We start from the raw sequence: 21799 nt of genomic DNA on the forward strand, positions 1-21799 counted from the left end.
CGCGAACCTAGGCGGCGCTGCGGACGGCTCGCGTCAAATGGTCGGCGTGCAGCTGCTCGAGCCGCACAGTAGGTGCGCCGAGCTGGCGGGCCAGCTGCCCGGCCAATCCCAGTCGCACGTAGGACGTTTCGCAGTCCACGACCACCGCCGCCGCGCCCTCGGCCACCAGACGCGAGGCCGCGATTCGGCTGCGGCCCAACGGGTCCGGGCCCGCGGTGGCTCGCCCGTCGGTGAGCACCACCACCAGGGGGCGCCGCGCCCGATCGCGCGCACGTTCCCGGACGATCAGCTCACGCGCGGCCAGCAGGCCCTCGGCCAGCGGGGTCTTGCCGCCGGTATCGAATCGCGCCAGCCGGCGCCCCGCGATGTGCGCCGACGACGTCGGCGGCAACAACAGCCGCGCGTCGTGCTGCCGGAAGGTGATCACCGCGACCTTGTCGCGCCGTTGGTAGGCGTCGCGCAGCAGCGACAGGGTGGCACCGCTGACCGCGGCCATCCGGTCCCGGGCGGCCATCGATCCGGACGCGTCGACGACGAAGATCACCAGGTTGCCTTCGCGTCCCTCCCGCACCGCGCGACGTACGTCGTCCGGGCGAAGGCGCAGCGGCCCGGCTCCGGCGCGCTCGGCGGCCGACAGCAGGCTGGCGAACAAGTGCAGTCCGTGCGCCGAGGGATCGTTGACTTCGGCGGCGGCCACCACGCTGCCGGACAGATTGCGGGCCCGCGAGCGCCGTCCGGGGGCTCCCTCGCCGACGCCGGGGACCGTCAGCGCCCGGGTGCGAAAGGTTTTCGACGGCGGGGCGCTCGGCCGCGCCCGGGGTTGCTGTGGCTTCGCGTTGGAAGGCGACTCCTGTTGCGAGGCAGGATCATCGGCGGATTGCCCGCCGCCGGGCGGATCGGGATCGGGATCGGGATCGTTGCCGGCCTGCTGCAGGGCTTCGTCGAGCTGCTCGCGGTCGATGCCCGGATCGTCGAACGGGTCGCGGCGGCGCCGATGCGGCAGCGCCAGTTCGGCCGCCACCCGGATGTCCTGCTCCTCGACAAGGGTCACGCCGCGCCAGGCGGCGTGGGCGACGGCGGTGCGGGCCACCACCAGGTCGGCTCGCATCCCGTCGACATCGAACGCCGCGCACAGTGCCGCGATACGCCGTAACTCGTTGTCCGGCAACACCACATCGTCGACGAGCGCGCGCGCCGCGGCGATCCGCTGCGCCAGCTCGGCGTCGTCGGCGGCATAACGCGTGGCGAACCCATCCGGGTCGGCCTCGTAGGCCATCCGCTGGCGGATTACTTCCACCCGCACGTCGACATCGCGCGAGGCATGCACGTCGACCGTCAGGCCGAACCGGTCCAGCAGCTGCGGGCGCAGTTCGCCTTCCTCCGGATTCATCGTGCCGATCAGCACGAACCGGGCCTCGTGCGAATGCGAGATGCCGTCGCGTTCGATGTGCACCCGCCCCATTGCGGCGGCGTCGAGCAGCACGTCGACCAGGTGATCGTGCAGCAGGTTGACCTCGTCCACGTAGAGCACGCCGCCGTGGGCTCGTGCCAGCAACCCGGGCGAAAAAGCATGCTCACCGTCGCGCAGCACCCGCTGCAGATCCAGCGAGCCGATCACCCGGTCTTCGGTTGCGCCGAGCGGCATTTCGACCAGGCCCGCTCCGGCGCCGTTGTTTCCGGTCGCCGCGGACAACAGCGCGGCCAGGCCCCGCACGGCCGTCGACTTGGCGGTGCCCTTCTCGCCGCGAATCAGCGCGCCGCCGATTTCCGGACGCACCGCGCACAGCAGCAGCGCCAGCCGCAACTGATCGTGACCGACGATCGCGCTGAACGGATAGGGCTTCACGGCTTCGCCGTCAGGCCCGAACCGGGCCGCAGCATCGGGACGTGCGGAACGCCGTCGTCCAGGAAATCGTCGCCCTCGCGGACGAAACCATGGTGGGCGTACATTTCGGCGAGGTAGGTCTGCGCGTTGATCCGGCACGGATAGTTACCGACCTCGGCCAGCGCGGCGCGCAGCAGCCGGGTGGTGTGGCCCTGTCCACGCGCACTGCGTTTGGTGCACAGCCGCCCGATCCGGAACACCTTCTCGCCGCCGGCATGCTCCTCCATCAGCCGCAGCGTGCAGATCACCTCGCCGTCATGCGTTTCCAGCCAGAAGTGCCGGGTCTCGGCGAGCAAATCGCGCCCGTCGAGCTCCGGATACGGAATGGCCTGCTCGACGACGAATACCTCTACGCGCAGCTTGAGCAGCTGATAAAGGGATTGCGCGTCAAGGTCTTTGGCCCAGATGCGGCGTAGCGCTTCGGTCATTGGGCGCCGCTCCTCCTAATCACTTTTCGCATCGCTGTCCGGCGCGGTTCATGAGGCGTTCAACTGTAATACCTTGGCGCTCCACGTTCTCACCTCGTCGTAGAGTGCCGGTTCTTCGGATAGCCGGGTCCCCAACGAGGGCACCATCTCTTTGAGCTTGGGCAGCCAGGACTGGTAGCGACCGGCAAAGCAACTCGCCAGCACGTCGAGCATGATCGGCACGGCGGTCGAGGCGCCGGGTGAACCGCCGAGCAGTCCGGCGATGCTGCCGTCGGCCGAGCCGACGACGGTGGTGCCGAATTCGAGCGCCCCGCCCCTGCCCTTGGCCCGCCGGATCACCTGCACGCGCTGACCGGCCACCGTCAGCTGCCAGTCCGAACCCTGGGCGCCGGGGGCGAATTCGCGCAGCGCGTGCATCCGGTCGCGTTCGGTGCGCCTCAGTTGGCCGATCAGGTAGTTGACCAGCGTCATCTCGGTGATGCCGACCCCCACCATCGACACCACGTTGTCGCTCCTGATTGATCGGGGCAGATCGCTGACGTGACCATGCTTCAAAAACTTGGGCGACCAGCCGGCGTACGGCCCGAAGACCAGCCACGATTTGCCGTTGACGAAGCGCAGGTCCAGATGCAGCGCGCCCAGCGGCGGGGCACCGGGCGCGGGGGTGCCGTAGACCTTGGCCCGGTGCGCGGCGGTCAGCGCTGGGTTGTCGGTGCGCAGGAACTTCCCGCCGATCGGGAAGCCGGCGAAACCCTTGACCTCGTCGATGCCGGAGTTCTGCAACAGCGGCAGCGCGTCACCACCGGCGCCGACGAATACGAACTTTGCATTCAGCTTGCGTTTTTCGCCGGTGCGGCGATTGGCGATCCGCAGCGTCCAGCCGCCGGAATCACGGGTCAGGTTGCGGACCTCGTGGCCGAACAGCGCCGTCGCGCCATTGCGCACGCAGAAGCCGATGAGCTGTTTGGACAGCGAGCCGAAGTCGACGTCGGTGCCGTCGGGCGCCCAGTTGAGCGCGACCGGCTCGGAGAAGTCGCGTTTGGCGGCCATGAAGGGCAGCCGGCGGGCGAACTCGTCCGGGTCGACGATCAATTCCGTGCCGGCGAACAGCGGGTTGGGGGCCAGCGCCTGCTGGCGCCGCCGCAGATAGTCGATCCGGTGCGCGCCGTGCACGAAACTGACGTGCGGGACGGGGTTGAGGAAGCGTCGATCGTTGAGGATGCCGTTCTCGACGGCGGAGGCCCAGAACTGCCGGCTCACCTGGAATTGCTCGTTGATCGACACCGCCTTGGCGATGTCGATCGCACCGTCTCGCTCCGGGGTGTAGTTCATCTCGCACAGCCCGGCGTGCCCGGTGCCGGCGTTGTTCCAGGGGCTGCTGCTTTCGGCGGCGACGGCATCGAGGCGCTCGATCACGGTGATCGACCAGTCCGGCTCGAGCCTGCGCAGCAATGCGGCCAGGGTGGCGCTCATGATCCCGGCGCCGACCAGGACGACGTCGGTGCGCGCCGTTGTGTCAGACACCGGAATGCTGGTCCTTTCTTGGCCGGTCACCCAGGCTATCCCGACCAGCGCTCCGGCACCTGCCGTGACCAGCAAAAGCCTTCGTCACGCTAAGCTGGCCTGGTGACTGGCTGGGTCCCCGATGTCCTGCCTGGCTACTGGCAGTACACCATCGCATTGGGACCCGATCCCGCCGGCGAGGGCGACATCGTCGCAACGCTGATCCGGCGCGGCCCCGGAACCGGGGATGCCGCCGGCCCCGCGCACGCGGTGCTGACGGTGCACGGTTACACCGACTACTTCTTCAACACCGCGCTGGCCGATCACTTCGCCGGCCGCGGCTTCACCTTCTACGCATTGGACCTGCAGAAGTGCGGCCGGTCGCGGCGCGATGGCCAGACCCCGCACTTCATCACCGATCTCGCCCACTACGACGCCGAACTCGAACGCGCCCTGGCCATCATCGGCGAGCAGGCGCACGACGTCCGGGTCCTGATGTACGGCCATTCCGCCGGCGGCCTGATCGTGCCGCTGTGGCTGGACCGATTGCGTCGGCGAAACCCCAAGGCACACAACGGCATCGGTGGCTTGGTGCTCAACAGCCCCTTCCTGGATCTGCCCGGCCCGGCGGTGCTGCGCCTCGGGATCACCGCGGCGGTGATCGCGGGCCTGTCGCGGGTGCGGTCCAACGTCGTGCTGCGAGGCACCAGCAAGGGCGGTTACGGCACCACCCTGCACCGCGACTACGACGGCGAGTTCGACTACAACCTGGAGTGGAAACCGTTGGGCGGCTTCCCGATCACCGCGGGGTGGCTACACGCCGTGCGCCGCGGCCAGGCCCGGCTGCACCGGGGACTCGACGTCGGCGTGCCCAACCTGATCCTGCGCTCGGACCACAGCGTGACCGAATCCGAGGACCCGATGTCCATGCAACGCGGCGACGCGGTGCTGGCCGTCAGCCAGATCGCCCGGTGGGCGGGCTGCATCGGGAACCGCAGCACCATCGTTCCGGTGAAAGACGCCAAACACGACGTGTTCCTGTCCCGACAGGGGCCGCGCGACGTCGCGTATCGCGAAATGGATCGCTGGCTGGACGGCTACCTGCGCACCACGAACATCGACGCCTCGGCATCATTCGGAAAGGGGTGACGGCGTGGAGACCTACGACCTCGCGATCATCGGAACCGGTTCGGGCAATACCATTCTCGATGACCGATTCGCCGACAAGCGAGTGGCGATCTCCGAGCAGGGCACCTTCGGCGGCACCTGCCTGAACGTCGGGTGCATCCCGACCAAGATGTTCGTCTACGCCGCCGAGGTCGCCCAATCGATCCGGGAGGCGTCGCGCTACGGCATCGACGCGCACGTCGACCGGGTGCGCTGGGATGACATCGTCTCGCGCGTCTTCGGGCGTATCGATCCGATCGGGGTCGGCGGCGAGGACTATCGCAACTCCGAACCCAACATCGACGTGTACAAACAGCACACCCGATTCGGTCCGGTCCAGGCCGACGGGCGCTACCTGTTGCGCACCGACGCCGGCGACGAGTTCACGGCCGACCAGGTGGTGATCGCCGCGGGAGCACGGGCGATCATTCCCCCGGCGATCCCGGAGTGCGGCGCGCGGTACTACACCAGCGACACGATCATGCGAATCTCGGAGTTCCCAGAGCATCTGGTGATCGTCGGCGGTGGTTTCGTGTCCGCCGAATTCGCGCACATCTTCTCCGCACTGGGCGCGCGGGTCACACTGGTGGTCCGCGGCTCCGCCCTGCTGCGGCATTGCGATGACACCCTCTGCAAACGCTTCACCCGCCTCGCGTCGAGCAAATGGGAACTGCACACCCACGCCAATGTCGTGAGCGCCGAGGACGAGGGTTCGGGCATCGCGGTGCGACTCGACAACGACCACACCATCAACGCCGACGCCCTGCTGGTCGCGACCGGCCGGGTCTCCAACGCCGATCAACTCGACCTCGAGCAGGCCGGTATCGCCGTCGAGGACGGTCTCGTGGTTGTCGACGAGTACCAACGAACCACGGCGCGTGGGGTTTTCGCCCTCGGCGACGTCTCCTCGCCGTATCAGCTCAAGCACGTCGCCAACCACGAGGCACGCGTGGTACAGCACAACCTGTTGTGCGACTGGGACGACACCGCGGCGATGAAGACCACCGACCACCGCTACGTGCCGTCCGCGGTATTCACCGATCCCCAGATCGCCTCCGTCGGTCTGACCGAAAATGAAGCCATTGCACAGGGTTTCAAAATCTCGGTGAAGATCCAGGACTACGGCGACGTCGCCTACGGCTGGGCGATGGAAGACACCACCGGAATCGTCAAGCTCATCGGCGAGCGTGGCACCGGGCGCCTGCTGGGTGCCCACATCATGGGCCACCAGGCCTCCTCGATCATCCAGCCGTTGATCCAGGCGATGAGCTTCGGGCTGACCGCCCCGGAAATGGCCGGCGGGCAGTACTGGATCCATCCGGGACTGCCCGAGGTGGTGGAGAACGCGTTGCTGGGCCTGAGCTGAGCTCAGCGCCGGGCCGGCGACTCGCCGCGCTGGCACCGCGGGCACAGGCCGCGCAGCGTCAGCCCGGCCCGCTCCGACAGGGCGAACGCACTACCCTCCATCGCGTGCTCGAGCGCGGAGCTGAGCTGTCGCGCGGGCACTTCGATGATCGAGTCGCACCGCGTGCATACCGCGTGGTGATGCGGGGCGGTCGCCAGACCGTAGGTCGTGATGCCGCCGTCGAGGGTCAGCGCGTGCAACACCGCCTGCTCGACCAGGGTGGTCACCGTGCGGTAGATGGTGGCCACGTCGGGTGGCTGGGCGCCGGGTGGCAGCGTGGCCCGTACCCGCTGATGGATCTCCGCGACGGAGAGGTGTCCGTTGACGGGTTCAAGCACCGCGAGCACCTGAATCCGTGACGTCATCCGCCGCAGGCCGCGGGCACGCAGGAAGTCACCGATGCGTTCGGCGACCGCGGGGTCGAGTGCCGACCGGTTGGACGTCACCCGCTCAGTCTCGCGCCGGATATCCCGGATTACCAGTCTTGCGCGCCGCCCAAACGGGGATGTCGTCCTGCAAGTCACTTGCATCCAGTTCGCGCCCGAACCTAGGGTCGAGGCGATGGCCAGTACCGAGCTCCACGCGCCGCGGACCAGATTCAGCTTCCTGACACCCGCGGAATGGGGGCGTCTGGCGGCGATGCTCGCGGTGATCGTCGCACTGCATCTCATCGGCTGGTTCACTTTGCTGCTGATCGTCGAACCGGCACGACTAAGCGTGGGCGGCAAAGCCTTTGGCATCGGCGTCGGCCTGACGGCCTACGCCCTCGGGCTGCGGCACGCCTTCGACGCCGACCACATCGCCGCCATCGACAACACCACCCGCAAGCTGATGAGCGACGGCCAGCGCCCGCTTGCCGTCGGGTTCTTCTTCTCGCTGGGCCACTCCACCGTGGTGTTCACCCTGGCGATGCTGCTGGCCATCGGGGCCAAGGCGATCGTCGGGCCGGTCGAGGACGACTCGTCGGCGTTGCACCACTACACCGGCCTGATCGGCGCCGGCGTCTCGGGCGTGTTCCTCTATCTGATCGCCCTGCTCAACGTCGTCGTCCTGGTCGGAATCCTGCGGGTGTTCCTGCGGTTGCGCCGCGGCGAATACGACCCGCAAGCCGACGCCGCCGAGCTGGAGCGGCAATTGGGCAACCGCGGGTTTCTTAACCGCTTCCTGGGCCGCTTCACGCGATCGATCACCAAGTCCTGGCACATGTACCCGATCGGCCTGCTGTTCGGTCTGGGCTTCGACACCGCCACCGAGGTCGCGCTGCTGGTGCTGGCCGGCACCAGCGCGGCGGCCGGGCTGCCGTGGTACGCGATCCTGTGTTTGCCGGTGTTGTTCGCCGCGGGCATGTGCCTGCTGGACACCATCGACGGCTCGTTCATGAACTTCGCGTACGGCTGGGCGTTTTCCAACCCGGTGCGCAAGATCTACTACAACATCACCATCACCGGGCTGTCGGTCGTCGTCGCGTGGGTGATCGGCAGCGTCGAACTGCTCGGCCTGCTCGCCGACCAGCTGGGGTGGCGGGGTCCTTTCTGGGACTGGCTGGCCGGGCTCGACCTCAACACCGTCGGCTTCGTCGTCGTCGGCATCTTCGTGGTCACCTGGGTGGTCGCGCTGCTCGTCTGGCGCTTCGGGCGCATCGAAGAGAAGTGGGTCGTGCCCGCGCAGAGCACGCCCTAGCTCTGCGACGGGTATTCGTCGCGACCGCACGGGTGTAGAAACGAGTTCATGGGCGCGCGCCCGACGCCGGTGACCGGCGATGCATGAGCTTTCGCTGTGCGAGGCGATCGCCGGCGTGGTCAAAACACATGCCGACGGGCGGCACGTCGACGTGGTCCGCGTCCGGATCGGCGCCCTTCGCCAGGTGGTGCCCGATTCGTTGTCGTTCTGCTGGGCGCTGGTGCGGGAATCGGAGAACATGCCGGACGCCGAGCTGGAACTCGAGTGCATCGGCGCCGAGGTGCGCTGCCGCGCGTGCGACCGGCACTCGGAGATCACCTCGGCCTGGTCGATCTGGTGCCCGCACTGCGACAGCGCCGACGTCGAGGTGCTGCACGGCAACGAGTTCCTGGTGACGTCGCTGGACGTCTCGTGAAAACGGGTCCGTGGCGGTTAGGCGCCACATCGAAAGGTGTTGAGCATGGGTAGATTTCATCGCCACGACGACGGCACCGTGCACACCCACGAACACGATCGCGCTCCCCACGAGCACGATCACGGCGATCACCGTCACTACGAAACCGGCAAGCAGCGCATCGACGTGCTGGAGGCGATCTTCGCCGAGAACGACCTGCTCGCCGACGCCAACCGGGCCGCGTTCGAGAGCAACGGGATCCGCGCGCTCAACTTGATGAGCTCACCGGGGTCGGGAAAGACGACCGTCCTCGCCGCAACGCTCGACGAGCTCGCCGGTCAGTTCGCGATCGGGGTGGTCGAGGGTGACATCGCCACCGACCTCGATGCGGCCAAGCTCAGCGGTCGCGGCGCCCAGGTGTCGCTGCTGAACACCAGTAACGGCTTTGGCGGTGAATGCCATCTCGACGCACCCATGGTCAGGCGCGCACTTCCCGGCCTCGACCTTTCCAGCCTGGACCTGGTGATCATCGAAAACGTCGGCAACCTGGTCTGCCCGGCGGAGTTCGACGTCGGCGAACACGCCAAGGCCATGGTGTACTCCGTCACCGAGGGCGAGGACAAGCCACTGAAGTATCCGGTCATGTTCAGATCGGTGGATGTGGTGTTGCTCAACAAGATTGACCTGGTCCCCCACCTGGACGTCGAGGTGGACACCTACATTGCACACGTCCGCGAGGTCAATGCGACCGCGACGATTCTGCCGGTAAGTGCGCGCACCGGCGCCGGCATGGCTGCCTGGTTCGGTTGGCTGAAAAGATTCGCCGAAGGCGCCGCGGACTGAACCCTTCACCGTCTTGCAAATCATTTGCATGACAATGCCATTGCCCATGACGCGCTTTGTCCTACTCTACCTCGTAGTACTTAGCCGAACTCGGCGGTTCACAATGCCGATACGTGATTCCCGAAACCTTTTGCCGCACAGTGCAAAAGTACCATCCGCGGGGTCGGGAAAACGTTTGTCTAACTGCCGGCCAAGGGGGAACCGTTGACAACCCGTGAGGGCGGGAGTAGACCCAAAAACAGCGCTGCGCAAGTGGGCCGACGGTCGACTCCGGCGGCGCAGGGGCCCCAGCCCGGCCCCGGAAAGCTGCAGCATGCCGACGGAAGCAGCAGTCAAAGCAGAAGAAACGTTGATCCATGTGCTGTGGATCAACGCGGGCCTCAGTTGTGACGGTGATTCGGTGGCGTTGACTGCCGCCACCCAGCCCAGCGTCGAGGAGATCGCTCTCGGAGCTCTTCCCGGTCTCCCCAAGGTCGCCGTGCACTGGCCTCTGATCGACTTCGAATGCGGGCCCAACGGGGGCGCGGACGACTTCCTCGAGTGGTTCTTCAAGGCCGACCGCGGTGAATTGGAACCGTTCGTGCTTGTCGTCGAGGGATCCATTCCCAACGAGAATATCAAGGACGAGGGGTATTGGTGTGGGTTCGGCAACGATCCCGCCACCGGCCAGCCGATGACCACCAGCGAGTGGCTCGACCGGTTGGCCCCCAAGGCCACGGCGATCGTCGCCGTCGGGACCTGCGCCGCCTACGGCGGCATCCACGCGATGGCCGGCAATCCGACCGGGGCGATGGGCGTACCCGACTATCTCGGCTGGGGCTGGAAGAGCAAGGCCGGCATCCCGATCGTCTGCGTACCCGGTTGCCCGATTCACCCGGACAACCTGTCCGAGACGCTGACCTATCTGCTGTACATGGCCACCGGCCAGGCGCCGATGATCCCCCTCGACGACGCGCTGCGTCCCAAGTGGCTATTCGGCAACACCGTGCACGAGGGGTGCGACCGCGCCGGCTACTACGAGCAGGGTGATTTCGCCACCGAGTACGGGTCACCGAAATGCATTGTCAAACTTGGCTGTTGGGGCCCGGTCGTGAAATGCAACGTGCCCAAGCGCGGGTGGATCAACGGAATCGGTGGTTGCCCGAACGTCGGCGGGATCTGCATCGGGTGCACGATGCCGGGGTTCCCCGACAAGTTCATGCCGTTCATGGACGAGCCGCCGGGCGGCAAGCTGTCCAGCACCGCGTCAGGGTTATACGGGTCCGTGATTCGTAGTTTGAGGGGTATCACGGCCCGAACCGTCGACAAGGAACCGCGCTGGCGACACAAGGGCACCGAGCTCGTCACCGGAGCCCGCCGCACCTGGTAGGTCGCGGCGCGCTCGTCTTGTTTCAGCGATCTTCACGCCACAAGCCCTTGGGGCAGAGAGCAGTAATGCGATGACAACCATCATTCCCAAGCCGACGCAAGAAAAGAAGGAACCGGGCCAGCTCGTCGAGATGGCGTGGGATCCGATCACCAGAATCGTTGGCAGCCTTGGCATTTACACCAAGATCGATTTCGATAACAAGGAAGTCGTCGAGTGTCACAGCACCTCGTCGATCTTCCGCGGTTACTCGATCTTCATGAAGGGCAAGGATCCCCGCGACGCCCACTTCATCACCAGCCGGATCTGCGGCATCTGCGGCGACAACCACGCCACCTGCTCGTGCTACGCGCAGAACATGGCCTACGGCGTCAAGCCACCACACCTCGGCGAATGGATCGTCAATCTCGGCGAGGCCGCGGAATACATGTTCGACCACAACATCTTCCAGGAGAACCTGGTCGGCGTGGACTTCTGCGAGAAGATGGTCGCCGAGACCAACCCGAGCGTGCTGTCCCAGGCCGAGAAGACGGCCGCACCACACGCCGACGCGCACGGGTACAAGACCATCGCCGACATCATGCGGTCGCTCAACCCGTTCAGCGGCGAGTTCTACCGCGAGGCGCTGGTGGTGAGCCGCTGGACGCGAGAGATGTTCTGCCTCATGGAAGGTCGCCACGTGCACCCGTCCACGCTGTATCCGGGCGGCGTCGGCACCGTCGCGACCATCCAGCTGATGACGGACTACATGACGCGGCTGATGCGCTACGTCGAGTTCATGAAGAAGGTCGTGCCCATGCACGACGACCTGTTCGACTTCTTCTACACTGCGCTGCCCGGCTACGACAAGGTCGGCCTGCGCCGCACCCTGCTGGGCTGCTGGGGATCCTTCCAGGACCCCGAGGTGTGCAACTTCGATTACAAGGACATGGAGCGTTGGGGCAACGCCATGTTCGTCACGCCGGGCGTGGTGGTCGACGGCAAGCTGGTCACCCACTCGCTGGTCGACATCAACCTGGGCATCCGGATCCTGTTGGGCAGTTCGTATTACGACGACTGGACCGACCAGGAGATGTTCGTCAAGACCGATCCGCTGGGCAACGCGGTGGACCGGCGGCACCCGTGGAACCAGCACACCAACCCGCATCCGCAGAAGCGCGACATGGCCGGCGGCAAGTACAGCTGGGTGATGTCACCGCGCTGGTTCGACGGCAAGGACCACCTGGCGCTCGACACCGGCGGCGGCCCACTGGCCCGGCTGTGGTCGACCGCGCTGGCCGGGCTGGTCGACATCGGCTACGTCAAGGCGACCGGCAACAGCGTCAAGATCAACCTGCCCAAGACCGCGCTGAAGGGACCGGTCGAGTTCGAGTGGAAGATCCCGGCGTACGGCAGCAACACGATCGAACGCGATCGCGCGCGCACCTACTTCCAGGCCTACGCGGCCGCGTGCGCTCTGCACTTCGCCGAGAAGGCGCTCGAGGAGATCCGTGCCGGGCGCACCAAGACGTGGGAGAAGTTCGACGTCCCCGACGAGGGCATCGGATGCGGCTTCACCGAGGCGGTGCGCGGCGTGCTCAGCCACCACATGGTGATCCGCGACGGCAAGATCGCGAACTACCACCCGTACCCGCCCACCCCGTGGAATGCCAACCCGCGCGACAGCTTTGGCACGCCGGGCCCCTACGAGGACGCGGTCCAGGGTCAGCCGATCTTCGAGGAGAACGGCCGCGAGAACTTCAAGGGCATCGACGTGATGCGCACCGTGCGCAGCTTCGACCCCTGCCTGCCGTGCGGCGTGCACATGTATCTGGGGAAGGGCAAGACCCTGGACAGACTGCACACACCAACGCAATCACCCGCCGGGGAGTGACACATGGCGGATCGCCCGGAGCAACCCCGAGAAACCTCCGAAAGCGAAGTGCAGTGGCGAACTGCGGGCGATCGGATCCAGACACTCCTGGATTCCTGCGCGGCGGGTGGCACGGCCGCGTACGAGCGCGCCCAGCAGCTGGTTCGTGAAGTGGTCGGGCTCTACGGAGCCGGGCTCGATCGAATCGTGCAAATGGGTGATCCGGGCCTGACCGAGCGGCTGGCCACCGACGACCTGGTGGCCAGTCTGCTCCTCGTCCACGGCCTGCACCCGCACGACGTTCATCGCCGGGTATCCGACGCACTGGACCGGGTACGGCCATACCTGGGCTCCCACGGCGGCGACGTGGATCTGCTGGAGATCGTCGACGGCGACACCGTGCGGCTGGCGTTCGCCGGCAGCTGCAAGAGCTGCCCGTCGTCGGCGGTGACGCTCGAGCTCGCCGTCGAGGACGCGGTTCGCGCCGCGGCCCCGGAGATTTCGACGATCGAGGTGGTCGCGGCCCAACCCGCGTCCGAGCCGTCCGTGATTCCTGCGGAATCACTGCTGGCGCATGTGCATTCGAACGGCTCGACGGTGCATGCGAACGGCTCGAGCTGGCATCCGCTGCCCGAACTGGCCGAGCTGGAGCCCGGTGATGTCGGGGGGTTCCTGGTTTCGGGCACCACGGTGGTGGTGTGCCGGGTCGGCGACCTGCCGCTGGCCTACGTCGACCATTGTCCGGTGTGTGACGACTCGCTGGCGGGTGCACAACTGCGCGAGACGCTGCTGGGCTGCCCGCGCTGCGGCACCCAGTTCGACATCGTGCACGCGGGCGCCGGCCCCGACGGAGCTCACCTCGCGCCGCTCCCGCTGCTGCTTCGCGACGGGGTGCCGTCGGTGGCGCTGGCCGAACCGACGGGAGCCCGCTCATGACAACGCCCTATGACGTGCTGGCCCGCATCAAGAGCGGCCGAACAGCTCCGGATCCGGCCGACGAGCGCTGCGAAATGTGCTCGGAGATCATCGCCGACGAGCATCAGCACGTGGTGAATGTCGCCGGCCGGCAATTGATGTGTGTGTGCCGCGCCTGCTATCTGCTGTTCACCGACGCGCAAGCCGAATTGCGCTACCGCGCGGTGCCCGACCGATATCTGGCGTTCCCGGATTTCGCGCTGGACCGCCGCGCCTGGGACAGACTCCAGATCCCGGTCGGCGTCGCCTTCTTTTTCACCAACTCCGCACTGCTGCGCACCGTGGCGTTTTACCCCGGCCCCGCCGGGGCCTGCGAGTCCGAGCTCGACCTCGACGCGTGGAATGCCATCCGCGCGGCCGACTCCCGGGTGGGCCTGCTGACCGAGGACGTGGAGGCGCTGCTGGTCCGGGTCAGTGACGAATTCGCGCAGCCGCAAAGCTATCTCGTCCCGATCGACGCCTGCTACGAATTCGTCGGCCGGCTGCGCATGCTGTGGCGGGGGTTCGACGGCGGCCAGGAGGCGCGGCAGTTCATCGACGAGTTCTTCGCTCAGATCGCGGCCCGTGCCACCGAAACGCTCCCGGGGACGCCGCCATGACCATCGAGGTGACCTACGAGATCCTCGACGTCGCACCCGAACCGTACGCGGTCAGCCCGGTGCTCACCGCCCGCGTCGGCGTCGTCGCCGACGGGGACGACGCGGTGCACGCCATCGCGTTGCGCTGCCAGGTCCGTATCGACCCGCCGCGGCGGTCGTACTCCGACGAGGAAGCGGCCGGGCTGACCGACTTGTTCGGTCCGCGCGAGCGCTGGGCAAGCACCCAACACGGCTTCCTCTGGCAGCACTGCACCGCCATGGTGCCCGGTTTCGCCGGGCACACGACCGTGCCGCTGCCGCTGGATTGCACCTACGACTTCGAGGTCGCCGCCGCCAAGTATCTGCACGCCTTGCGCGACGGCACGGTGCCGCTGCAATTCCTGTTCAGCGGAACCATATTCGTCAAGTCCGAGCGCGGCTTCTCGGTCCAGCAGGTGCCCTGGGACCGTGAGCACCGCTACGACATGCCGGTGCAGGTCTGGCGGGCACTGATCGCGCAGCACTACCCCAACACCGGCTGGGTGCGCCTGAGCCACGAGACGATTGCTGCGCTGGCCAACTACAAGTCGGCGCGGGGGATGCTCGACCTCGACCATGCGGTCACCTCGCTGCTGGACGCCGAACGGACGACGGCATGACGACGTCGAGCCGGGACTCCGCGCGCGCCGTCGCCGACGCGGTGCTCTACGAGGGCTACCTGCTCTATCCGTACCGCGGCACGTCGAGCAAGAACCAATCGCGCTGGCAATTCGGCGTTCTGGGACCGCCCGGCGCGGCCGACGCGAGCCTGGGCGAAGACGATGCGATGGCGGCGCAGTTCCTGGTCGAGGGGGCCGAGGCGCTGACCCTGGTGGTGCGTTTCCTGCAATTGCAGCGCCGGCGGGCCGAACGCGAACACGACGGCCGATTCGAACCCGTCGCCGAGCTCACCACACCGGCCGGATCCTGGCTGACCTGGGACGAGGCCGTCGAGTGCGAACTATCTTTCGGCCCACTCGCGTTCGACGATCTCCCGGTGACGTTGCCGGTGGCGGCACCGGAAGCCACCGAGATCGAACGGCTCGCAAGTGGTCGCCTGGTCCGGGAACGCAAGCAGATCCGCGGCGAGCTGACCGTCTCGGCCCAACCCGATGGCGTCGTGTGCAGGGTCTCGGTGCGGCTGAATAATATCGGCGTCGCCGCGGCGGACAAGGACGATGCGATCGCGCGGGCGATGATCGGCAGCCACCTGATCGCCGAAGTGATTGGCGGCCAATTCGTGTCGATGCTCGATCCACCACCGGCCGCGGCCGACGCGGTGGCCCGGTGCGCTCAGCATCGCTGCTTCCCCGTGCTGGCCGGCCCGCCCGGCAGCCAAGACATGCTGCTGATCTCGCCGATCATTCTCTACGACCACCCCGAGGTCGCCGAGCAGAGCAACACCGCGCTGTACGACTGCACCGAGATCGACGAAATCCTCACACTGCGGGTGATGACGATGACCGACGAGGAGAAGGCGCAGGCCCGGGCCACCGATCCGCGGGCCGCGCGGATCATCGACCAATGCGACGCGATGTCACCCGACGCGATGGCACGCCTGCACGGCGTGCTGCGCGATCCGCACCGGCTCGACATTCCCGCCGGCCTGGTCCCCGAAATTCCCGAGGGCGTCGACTGGTGGGATCCGCTGGCCGACAACGCCGTTCGGCCCGAGATCGACGCGGTGCTGGTGAACGGGATCCGGGTCGCCCGGGACAGCCGGGTAAGGCTGCGCCCGCGGCGCAACGCCGACGCCCAGGACATCTTCGTCGCCGGCAAGTCCGCCCGCGTCACCTCGGTGCACGAGGACGTCGAGGGCAACAAGCACGTCGGCGTGGTGGTCGAGGACGACCCGGCCGCCGAACTGCACGACTGGTACGGCCGCTACCTGTACTTCTCCCCCGACGAAATCGAGCCGCTGGAAGAAGACAACAGCCCAACCCCTGAAAGGAGTTCGACATGGAAGTCTTAGGTTGGATATTCATCGCCGTCATCGCCCTGGTGGTCGGCATCGCGGTGATACTCGGGGTGGTGTCCATGCCCGATGCCCGCCGCTACCTCAAATTGAGGCGGATGTAGCCGCATCGGATAGTGCCATGACCGCGCGCATCCTGGTGGCCGGGATCGGCAATATCTTCCTGGGCGACGACGGATTCGGCTCCGAAGTGGTCCGGCATGCCGCACTGCCACAGCACAATCCGAGTGTCCGGGTGACCGACTACGGCATCGCGGGCATGCACCTGGCCTACGACCTGCTCGAGGACTGGGACACGCTGGTCCTCGTCGACGCGGTACCCAACCGCGGCCGGCCGGGCACCCTGCACGTATTCCAGGCCGACCACGACTCCGGCTGCGCCACGGTCGGTTTCGACGGTCACAGCATGGATCCGGCCGCGGTGTTCGCCAGCCTGCGAGCACTCGGCGGCAGCCCACCATACACGGTTGTCGTCGGGTGCGAGGCCGGCAGCGTCGAGGAAGGCATCGGGCTCACCGACCCGGTCGCCAGGGCCGTACCGCGGGCCGTGCACGCCATCGAGGAGATCGTCGCCGCCCTTCAGATTCCGGCGGCCTGCCCGGAGCACGAGGAGTGCTGAGATGTGTTTGGGGATACCCGGTCAAGTGATCAGGATGCTGGACGGCTACGAGGGCCAGCTCGCCCTGGTCGACGTCACGGGCGAGCAGCGCAAGGTCAACGTCGGCATGTTGCCGGACGAGACTTTCGAATGCGGTGACTGGGTGATCATCCACATGGGGTTCGTGGTCGAGAAGACGGACCGGGCCGGCGCCGAGCAGGCCATGGCCGGTCTCGAGCTGATGGGCCGGGGCGCCATCGATCCCGTGCTCCCGGAGGGCGGTTGAGATGACCGACGCCCCCGTGCTGCCGCGGTCCGGCTTCTCCGGCACACAGGTCCGGCAGCGCTTCACCGTGACCGGTGTGGTTCAGGGGGTCGGCTTCCGGCCGTTCGTCCACCGGATCGCGAGCGAACTCGGCCTGGCCGGGTTCGTCGGCAACGACTCCGGCGCGGTCTTTCTCGAGGTCCAGGGCGAACGCGCGCGAGTGGCGGAGTTCGGTCGCCGGCTGCGTGCGCAGGCCCCGCCACTGGCCCGCATCGCCGCGGTCAGCGTGACAGACCTGACCGCGGACACCGGTTGCGGGCCCGAATTCCGGATCGTGGCCAGTCGAACGAATGCCGGTGCCGCCACACCGATTCCGCCCGACATCGCGGTGTGCGACGACTGCGTCGCCGAGCTGTTCGACCCGCGCAACCGTCGCTACCGGCATCCGTTCGTCACGTGCACGAACTGCGGGCCGCGGTTCACCATCATCCGCGGGGTCCCCTATGACCGCCCGGCCACCACGATGTCGGCGTTCCCCATGTGCGCGCGTTGCGCGGCCGAATACCACGATCCCGCAGATCGCCGGTTCCACGCCCAGCCGATAGCCTGCCCCGAATGCGGCCCCTCGCTGTGGTTCTGGTCGCGGGCCGGACGCGTCGCCGGGTCGGATGCGGCACTGGCGGCCGCGCAGCGGGCGCTGGCGGCGGGCGCGGTGGTCGCCATCAAGGGCATCGGCGGCTACCACCTGGCGTGTGCCGTCGACGACGAGACCGCCGTCGGCGCCTTGCGGTCACGAAAAGCTCGGGGCGCCAAGCCCTTCGCCATGCTGGTCCGCGACTTGGGAGTCGCGCGCCGCTACGCCGTTATCGACGACGCCGAGGCGGCGGTGCTGCGCAGTCCCGCGCGCCCGATCGTGTTGCTGCGGCGCCGCCCGGACGCACCTGTTGCCGAGGCCGTCGCGCCGGCAAGCCCGCTGCTGGGACTGATGCTGCCGTACTCCCCCATTCACCACCTACTGCTGGCACCCGCACCCGACACGCTGGTTCTCACCAGCGCCAACCGCTCCGACGAACCCATCTGCTTCACCGACGACGATGCCACGTCCAGGCTTTCGGGACTCTGCGATGCGATCCTGGATCACGATCGGCCCATTCACGTGCCGTGCGACGACTCCGTGGTGCGCGTGGTCGACGGTCGCGAACTTCCGATCCGGCGCTCGCGCGGCTACGCCCCGCTGCCCGTCGACCTGGGGCGCACCGGTCCGGCGGTGCTCGCGGTGGGCGGCGAGCTGAAGAACACGTCCTGCCTCACCGACGGTTCGCGTGCCTACCTGTCGGGTCACATCGGCGACATGGCGACCTGGGAGACACTGCGGGCGTTCGAGCGGGCGGTGGGCCAACTCAGCGAAATCCGTGGTGAGCCGGCCCGATTGGCCGCCGACCTGCACCCGGGGTATCACACCCGAAGCTGGGCCGAGCGTCATGTCGGCAACCGGCCGCTGGACCTCGTCCAGCACCACCACGCGCATGTGGTGTCGCTGCTGGCCGAACACGGACGCCTCGGCGAACCCGTCGTCGGCGTCTCGTTCGACGGCACCGGCTACGGCCGCGATCAGACGATCTGGGGCGGGGAGATCCTAGTCCTCGGTCACGACAGTCACCGCTTCGTGCGAGCCGGCCATCTGCTCCCGGTGCCGCTGCCGGGCGGCGACGCCGCGGTGCGCAATCCGTGGCGGATGGCGCTGTCCCAGTTGTGGACGGCCGGCATCGACTGGGCACCGGAGCTCGCGCCGGTCGCCGCGGCCACAACCGCGGAATTGCGGCTCACCCGTTCGCAATTGGAGAGTGGGGCGGGATGTGTACCGTGCTCCAGCATGGGCCGGCTGTTCGACGCGGTCGCTTCCCTGCTGGGAGTGCGGCACCGCATCGACTACGAAGGCCAGGCCGCCATCGAGCTCGAGGCGCTGGCGCAGCGCGCGAGCGGCCCCGGGCCGGCGCTGCCGCTGACGGTGCGGGCCGACGGGGTGATCGATCCGGCCACGTGCATCCAAACGACGGTGTCGGCGCTGTACGCGGGCACCCCACCGGCGCTGCTGGCGGCCGCGTTCCACCGGGCGGTCGCGAACGCCGTCGCCACGGTGGTCACGCAGGTCGCCGGCCCGATCCGGCTGGTCGGCCTCACCGGCGGCGTGTTCCAGAACGTGCTGCTGTTACGCGCCTGCCGTGAGCTGTTGTGGCACAACGGGTTCGAAGTACTCACCCATCATACCGTTCCCCCCAACGACGGCGGTCTGGCGTTGGGTCAGGCGGCGATCTCGGTGTTGACCGCACTCGAGGAGACGGTGTCATGACGGCGATCACCGCGATCGACCGCGGGCTGGGTGCCGACTTGGCCGAAGACCTGGCGGCCACCGCGTTCACGTTGGCCAAGCGGTTCGCCGCGGGCGCCACCATGTGGTCCATCGCCCCGTCCTGGGAGCCGCATGCGCTCCACATCGCGGTCGAGTTCGTCCATCCGGTGATCATGGGGAAGCGGGCGCTGCCCGCCGTCGCGCTCACCGGGCCCGATCTGGTTGACCTGGTGCGGGTTTCGGTGCGTCCGGGCGACATCGTGATCGCGGTCTGCGGTGCCGACAACGCTGACGTTCGGTCGGTGATGCGCCGCGGCCCCGCGTGGGGTGCCACCACGATCTGGATCGGCAGCGGCGAACGGCCTCGGGCGGGAATGGCCGATCACGTGCTGTGGCTCGACGACCCCGATCCGCGCCTGCCGGCAACCGGTGGCTTCGTGTTGTTCTATCACCTGCTGTGGGAGCTCACCCACGTCTGTTTCGAGCACTCCGGTCTACTCAAACCCGAGTCCCCCGAAGACGTCTGTGTCACGTGTAGCGACGAGGGCCGCCTCGGCGAGGTGGCGGACGCCTCGCCCGACGGGACGGCCAGTGTGCGCACCGCGCATGGCGTCGAGAACGTGGTGACCACGCTTGTCGGCCCGGTCGCTCCGGGCGATTTGGTGCTCGTGCACGCCGGCACCGCGATCAGCCGAATCGACGAGGACGCTTCATGAGCCACGACGAACCCACCAACTTCCTCTATCCGTTCATCGACGCCGAAGAGGACGACCCCACCTCGCTGCTCGCCGACCTGGCCGCGTCGGCACGGGCGAAGGCGGCCGAGAGCCTGGCATTGCGGCACGCCACCCTGGAGGCCAACGCCGACCTGCTGGACGCGGCGGCCACCGAGACGGCACGCCGGTTCGCCGCGGGCGGACGGATGTTCACCTTCGGAAACGGCGGCAGCTGCACGGATTCCACGACCCTGGCCGGCTTGTTCGCCCGGCCGCCGGTCGGCAAGTCGCTACCGGCCTGGTCGTTGACCGCCGATCAGGCCATCGTGACCGCACTGGGCAACGACGTCGGCTTCGAGCTGGTGTTCGCCCGTCAGCTGATCGCCCGGGCGAAGGCCGGCGACATCGCCATCGCGATGTCGACCAGCGGCAACTCGCCGAATCTGCTCACCGCGCTGGCCGAGGCGCGTCAACGCGGGCTGTACACCATCGGATTCGCCGGCTACGACGGCGGTGCCTTCGCGAACAATCCAAATGTGGACGCCTGCTTTGTCGTTCGATCGCAGAGTGTGCACCGGATCCAGGAATCGCAAGCACTGCTCGGCTATCGACTGTGGTTGGCGGTTCACGAACGATCCGGCGAACCGGATTTGGGAGCGGCATGAAAAATAGAGCAGGAGAATACCTTTCATCGGGCCCACGCTTCGCCGAGGGCGAGGTGATCGAGCGGATCGAGTCGTTCCGCAGGCGACGGCCCCGGCTGCTGGACGACCACGTGACGCTGGCGCACGGCGCCGGCGGCAAGGCGTCGGCGGCACTGGTGGATGCGGTGTTCATGGAGGCGTTCCGCAATCCGGCGCTGGAGTCACTCGGTGACGGCGCGGTGCTCACGTTGCCCAGCGGCGAGCGGCTCGCGATGTCGACGGATTCTTTTGTGGTGCAGCCCAGGCGTTTTCCCGGCGGCTCGGTCGGTGAGCTCGCCGTCCACGGCACCTGCAACGACCTGGCGATGACCGGCGCCGTGCCGGCCTGGATTTCGGCGGCGTTCGTGCTCGAGGAGGGCTTCGCGATCGCCGAGTTGAAGGAGATCGTCGCCGACATGGCGGCCGCCGCCGCCAAAGCCGGCGTGCAGATCGTCACCGGCGACACCAAGGTGGTGCCCAGGGGCGCGGCCGACGGACTGTTCATCACCACCACGGGAGCCGGCGCCATCCCGGCCGGACGCACGCTGTCGGCGGATTCGGTGCGCGTCGGCGACAAACTGCTGTTGTCCGGGTCGATGGGGGATCACGGCATGGCCGTCATGCTCGCCCGCGGCGACCTGGCCATCGAGGCCGACATCGCGTCCGACACCGCCAGCCTCAGCCCGCTGGTGGAATTGCTGATGGCCGCCGCGCCGTCCACCCGCTGGCTGCGCGACGCCACCCGGGGCGGCGTGGGCACGGTGTGCAACGAGCTGGCTCAGGCCTGCGGTCTCGGGGTGGTGCTCGACGAGGAGCGACTTCCGTTGCAGCCTATGGTTAATGGCGCGTGTGAGCTGCTCGGCATCGACCCGCTCTATGTCGCCAACGAGGGCAAGTTCGTCGCCGTCGTCGCACCCGAGGAGGCCGAGGCCGGACTGGCCGCGCTGCGGTCGCATTCGCTGGGCGCGCAGGCGGCCGAGGTCGGGGAAATCGTCACCGAACCCGCGGAAAGCGTGGTACTGCGCACCGGATTCGGCGGGACGCGGATCGTCGACATGCTCGTCGGGGATCCGTTGCCCCGGATCTGTTGAGAGGAG

Annotated in this window: 22 protein-coding genes; 18 read left to right on the forward strand and 4 right to left on the reverse strand. The window is 67.7% G+C overall.

Features of this window, described 5'->3' with window-relative positions; genetic code table 11:
* Positions 1–7: 7 nt before the first annotated feature.
* From G6N55_RS07735 to mqo, 3 genes are read right to left on the reverse strand one after another with little or no spacing between them, the layout of a single operon-like run.
* On the reverse strand, positions 8–1846 hold the full coding sequence (locus tag G6N55_RS07735) for a magnesium chelatase subunit D family protein (RefSeq protein WP_085226474.1): 1839 nt from the start codon (positions 1844–1846) through the stop codon (positions 8–10).
* Positions 1843–2313 (reverse strand): GNAT family N-acetyltransferase, encoded by a 471-nt coding sequence (locus G6N55_RS07740; protein WP_085226472.1) that lies wholly within the window; start codon positions 2311–2313, stop codon positions 1843–1845. Before G6N55_RS07740 ends, G6N55_RS07735 begins: the two co-directional genes overlap by 4 nt.
* Before the next feature lie 48 nt (positions 2314–2361).
* Entirely contained in the window at positions 2362–3786 is a 1425-nt protein-coding gene (gene mqo / locus G6N55_RS07745; RefSeq protein WP_276072007.1) for a malate dehydrogenase (quinone), read from the reverse strand.
* A 153-nt stretch (positions 3787–3939) separates the two neighbouring features.
* Between mqo and G6N55_RS07750 the strand changes: the two genes are divergently transcribed.
* Together G6N55_RS07750 and mtr are read left to right on the forward strand one after the other, a co-directional pair.
* A complete protein-coding gene (locus G6N55_RS07750) occupies positions 3940–4965 on the forward strand; it encodes an alpha/beta hydrolase (protein WP_085226470.1) in 1026 nt (341 codons plus the stop codon).
* 4 nt (positions 4966–4969) lie between these two features.
* Positions 4970–6349, forward strand: coding sequence for a mycothione reductase (mtr, locus tag G6N55_RS07755; RefSeq protein ID WP_085226468.1), 1380 nt, complete (start codon positions 4970–4972; stop codon positions 6347–6349).
* Between the two features lie 2 nt (positions 6350–6351).
* Here the strand turns inward: mtr and G6N55_RS07760 are convergent, their stop codons facing one another.
* Positions 6352–6834: a Fur family transcriptional regulator gene (locus G6N55_RS07760; protein ID WP_085226466.1), complete on the reverse strand. Its 483-nt coding sequence runs from the start codon at positions 6832–6834 to the stop codon at positions 6352–6354.
* Between the two features lie 115 nt (positions 6835–6949).
* On the opposite strand from G6N55_RS07760, the gene nicT reads away from it, so the two are divergent.
* The 16 genes from nicT (at position 6950) to hypE (ending at position 21793) form a co-directional block, all read left to right on the forward strand.
* Positions 6950–8068, forward strand: a complete 1119-nt coding sequence (gene nicT / locus G6N55_RS07765; RefSeq protein WP_085226464.1) for a Nickel transporter NicT — start codon at positions 6950–6952, stop codon at positions 8066–8068.
* Between the two features lie 79 nt (positions 8069–8147).
* Positions 8148–8483 (forward strand): hydrogenase maturation nickel metallochaperone HypA, encoded by a 336-nt coding sequence (locus G6N55_RS07770; protein ID WP_085226462.1) that lies wholly within the window; start codon positions 8148–8150, stop codon positions 8481–8483.
* Between the two features lie 45 nt (positions 8484–8528).
* Positions 8529–9305 carry a hydrogenase nickel incorporation protein HypB gene (gene hypB / locus G6N55_RS07775; protein WP_085226461.1) on the forward strand — a complete coding sequence of 259 codons (777 nt, stop codon included), beginning with the start codon at positions 8529–8531 and terminating at the stop codon, positions 9303–9305.
* 313 nt (positions 9306–9618) lie between these two features.
* The gene (locus tag G6N55_RS07780) at positions 9619–10674 is read left to right on the forward strand and encodes an NADH-quinone oxidoreductase subunit B family protein (RefSeq protein ID WP_085226459.1); all 1056 of its coding nucleotides are present in this window, start codon (positions 9619–9621) and stop codon (positions 10672–10674) included.
* 70 nt (positions 10675–10744) lie between these two features.
* On the forward strand, positions 10745–12544 hold the full coding sequence (locus tag G6N55_RS07785) for a nickel-dependent hydrogenase large subunit (RefSeq protein ID WP_085226457.1): 1800 nt from the start codon (positions 10745–10747) through the stop codon (positions 12542–12544).
* 3 nt (positions 12545–12547) lie between these two features.
* Positions 12548–13459, forward strand: a complete 912-nt coding sequence (locus G6N55_RS07790) for a NifU family protein (RefSeq protein WP_085226456.1) — start codon at positions 12548–12550, stop codon at positions 13457–13459.
* On the forward strand, positions 13456–14097 hold the full coding sequence (locus G6N55_RS07795) for a DUF5947 family protein (protein ID WP_085226454.1): 642 nt from the start codon (positions 13456–13458) through the stop codon (positions 14095–14097). The genes G6N55_RS07790 and G6N55_RS07795 overlap by 4 nt, the downstream gene beginning before the upstream one ends.
* The gene (locus tag G6N55_RS07800; protein ID WP_085226453.1) at positions 14094–14735 is read left to right on the forward strand and encodes a DUF6084 family protein; all 642 of its coding nucleotides are present in this window, start codon (positions 14094–14096) and stop codon (positions 14733–14735) included. Before G6N55_RS07795 ends, G6N55_RS07800 begins: the two co-directional genes overlap by 4 nt.
* Entirely contained in the window at positions 14732–16087 is a 1356-nt protein-coding gene (locus G6N55_RS07805) for a hypothetical protein (RefSeq protein WP_085226451.1), read from the forward strand. The genes G6N55_RS07800 and G6N55_RS07805 overlap by 4 nt, the downstream gene beginning before the upstream one ends.
* Complete coding sequence (locus tag G6N55_RS30305; protein WP_372517572.1) at positions 16075–16194, forward strand: DUF6893 family small protein; 120 nt, start codon at positions 16075–16077, stop codon at positions 16192–16194. Before G6N55_RS07805 ends, G6N55_RS30305 begins: the two co-directional genes overlap by 13 nt.
* A gap of 17 nt (positions 16195–16211) precedes the next feature.
* On the forward strand, positions 16212–16709 hold the full coding sequence (locus G6N55_RS07810) for a hydrogenase maturation protease (protein ID WP_085226449.1): 498 nt from the start codon (positions 16212–16214) through the stop codon (positions 16707–16709).
* Position 16710: 1 nt separating this feature from the next.
* Positions 16711–16974: a HypC/HybG/HupF family hydrogenase formation chaperone gene (locus G6N55_RS07815; RefSeq protein WP_085226447.1), complete on the forward strand. Its 264-nt coding sequence runs from the start codon at positions 16711–16713 to the stop codon at positions 16972–16974.
* Position 16975: 1 nt separating this feature from the next.
* On the forward strand, positions 16976–19303 hold the full coding sequence (gene hypF / locus G6N55_RS07820) for a carbamoyltransferase HypF (RefSeq protein WP_085226445.1): 2328 nt from the start codon (positions 16976–16978) through the stop codon (positions 19301–19303).
* A complete protein-coding gene (locus tag G6N55_RS07825; RefSeq protein WP_085226443.1) occupies positions 19300–20019 on the forward strand; it encodes a HypC/HybG/HupF family hydrogenase formation chaperone in 720 nt (239 codons plus the stop codon). Before hypF ends, G6N55_RS07825 begins: the two co-directional genes overlap by 4 nt.
* On the forward strand, positions 20016–20684 hold the full coding sequence (locus G6N55_RS07830; RefSeq protein ID WP_085226441.1) for a D-sedoheptulose-7-phosphate isomerase: 669 nt from the start codon (positions 20016–20018) through the stop codon (positions 20682–20684). The genes G6N55_RS07825 and G6N55_RS07830 overlap by 4 nt, the downstream gene beginning before the upstream one ends.
* The gene (gene hypE / locus G6N55_RS07835; protein ID WP_085226440.1) at positions 20681–21793 is read left to right on the forward strand and encodes a hydrogenase expression/formation protein HypE; all 1113 of its coding nucleotides are present in this window, start codon (positions 20681–20683) and stop codon (positions 21791–21793) included. Before G6N55_RS07830 ends, hypE begins: the two co-directional genes overlap by 4 nt.
* The last annotated feature ends 6 nt before the right edge of the window (positions 21794–21799 follow it).

The organism is Mycobacterium florentinum, assembly GCF_010730355.1.
In the GTDB taxonomy this organism is placed as follows: Bacteria; Actinomycetota; Actinomycetes; order Mycobacteriales; family Mycobacteriaceae; genus Mycobacterium; species Mycobacterium florentinum.

Bases quoted from the DNA above. Each gene is read 5' to 3' on its own strand.
- G6N55_RS07740 (WP_085226472.1), bottom strand. From the start codon at position 2,313: ATGACCGAAGCGCTACGCCGCATCTGGGCCAAAGACCTTGACGCGCAA.
- mqo (WP_276072007.1), bottom strand. From the start codon at position 3,786: ATGAGCGCCACCCTGGCCGCATTGCTGCGCAGGCTCGAGCCGGACTGG.
- nicT (WP_085226464.1), top strand. From the start codon at position 6,950: ATGGCCAGTACCGAGCTCCACGCGCCGCGGACCAGATTCAGCTTCCTG.
- G6N55_RS07770 (WP_085226462.1), top strand. From the start codon at position 8,148: ATGCATGAGCTTTCGCTGTGCGAGGCGATCGCCGGCGTGGTCAAAACA.
- hypB (WP_085226461.1), top strand. From the start codon at position 8,529: ATGGGTAGATTTCATCGCCACGACGACGGCACCGTGCACACCCACGAA.
- G6N55_RS07780 (WP_085226459.1), top strand. From the start codon at position 9,619: ATGCCGACGGAAGCAGCAGTCAAAGCAGAAGAAACGTTGATCCATGTG.
- G6N55_RS07785 (WP_085226457.1), top strand. From the start codon at position 10,745: ATGACAACCATCATTCCCAAGCCGACGCAAGAAAAGAAGGAACCGGGC.
- G6N55_RS07790 (WP_085226456.1), top strand. From the start codon at position 12,548: ATGGCGGATCGCCCGGAGCAACCCCGAGAAACCTCCGAAAGCGAAGTG.
- G6N55_RS07795 (WP_085226454.1), top strand. From the start codon at position 13,456: ATGACAACGCCCTATGACGTGCTGGCCCGCATCAAGAGCGGCCGAACA.
- G6N55_RS07800 (WP_085226453.1), top strand. From the start codon at position 14,094: ATGACCATCGAGGTGACCTACGAGATCCTCGACGTCGCACCCGAACCG.
- G6N55_RS07805 (WP_085226451.1), top strand. From the start codon at position 14,732: ATGACGACGTCGAGCCGGGACTCCGCGCGCGCCGTCGCCGACGCGGTG.
- G6N55_RS30305 (WP_372517572.1), top strand. From the start codon at position 16,075: ATGGAAGTCTTAGGTTGGATATTCATCGCCGTCATCGCCCTGGTGGTC.
- G6N55_RS07810 (WP_085226449.1), top strand. From the start codon at position 16,212: ATGACCGCGCGCATCCTGGTGGCCGGGATCGGCAATATCTTCCTGGGC.
- G6N55_RS07815 (WP_085226447.1), top strand. From the start codon at position 16,711: ATGTGTTTGGGGATACCCGGTCAAGTGATCAGGATGCTGGACGGCTAC.
- hypF (WP_085226445.1), top strand. From the start codon at position 16,976: ATGACCGACGCCCCCGTGCTGCCGCGGTCCGGCTTCTCCGGCACACAG.
- G6N55_RS07825 (WP_085226443.1), top strand. From the start codon at position 19,300: ATGACGGCGATCACCGCGATCGACCGCGGGCTGGGTGCCGACTTGGCC.
- G6N55_RS07830 (WP_085226441.1), top strand. From the start codon at position 20,016: ATGAGCCACGACGAACCCACCAACTTCCTCTATCCGTTCATCGACGCC.
- hypE (WP_085226440.1), top strand. From the start codon at position 20,681: ATGAAAAATAGAGCAGGAGAATACCTTTCATCGGGCCCACGCTTCGCC.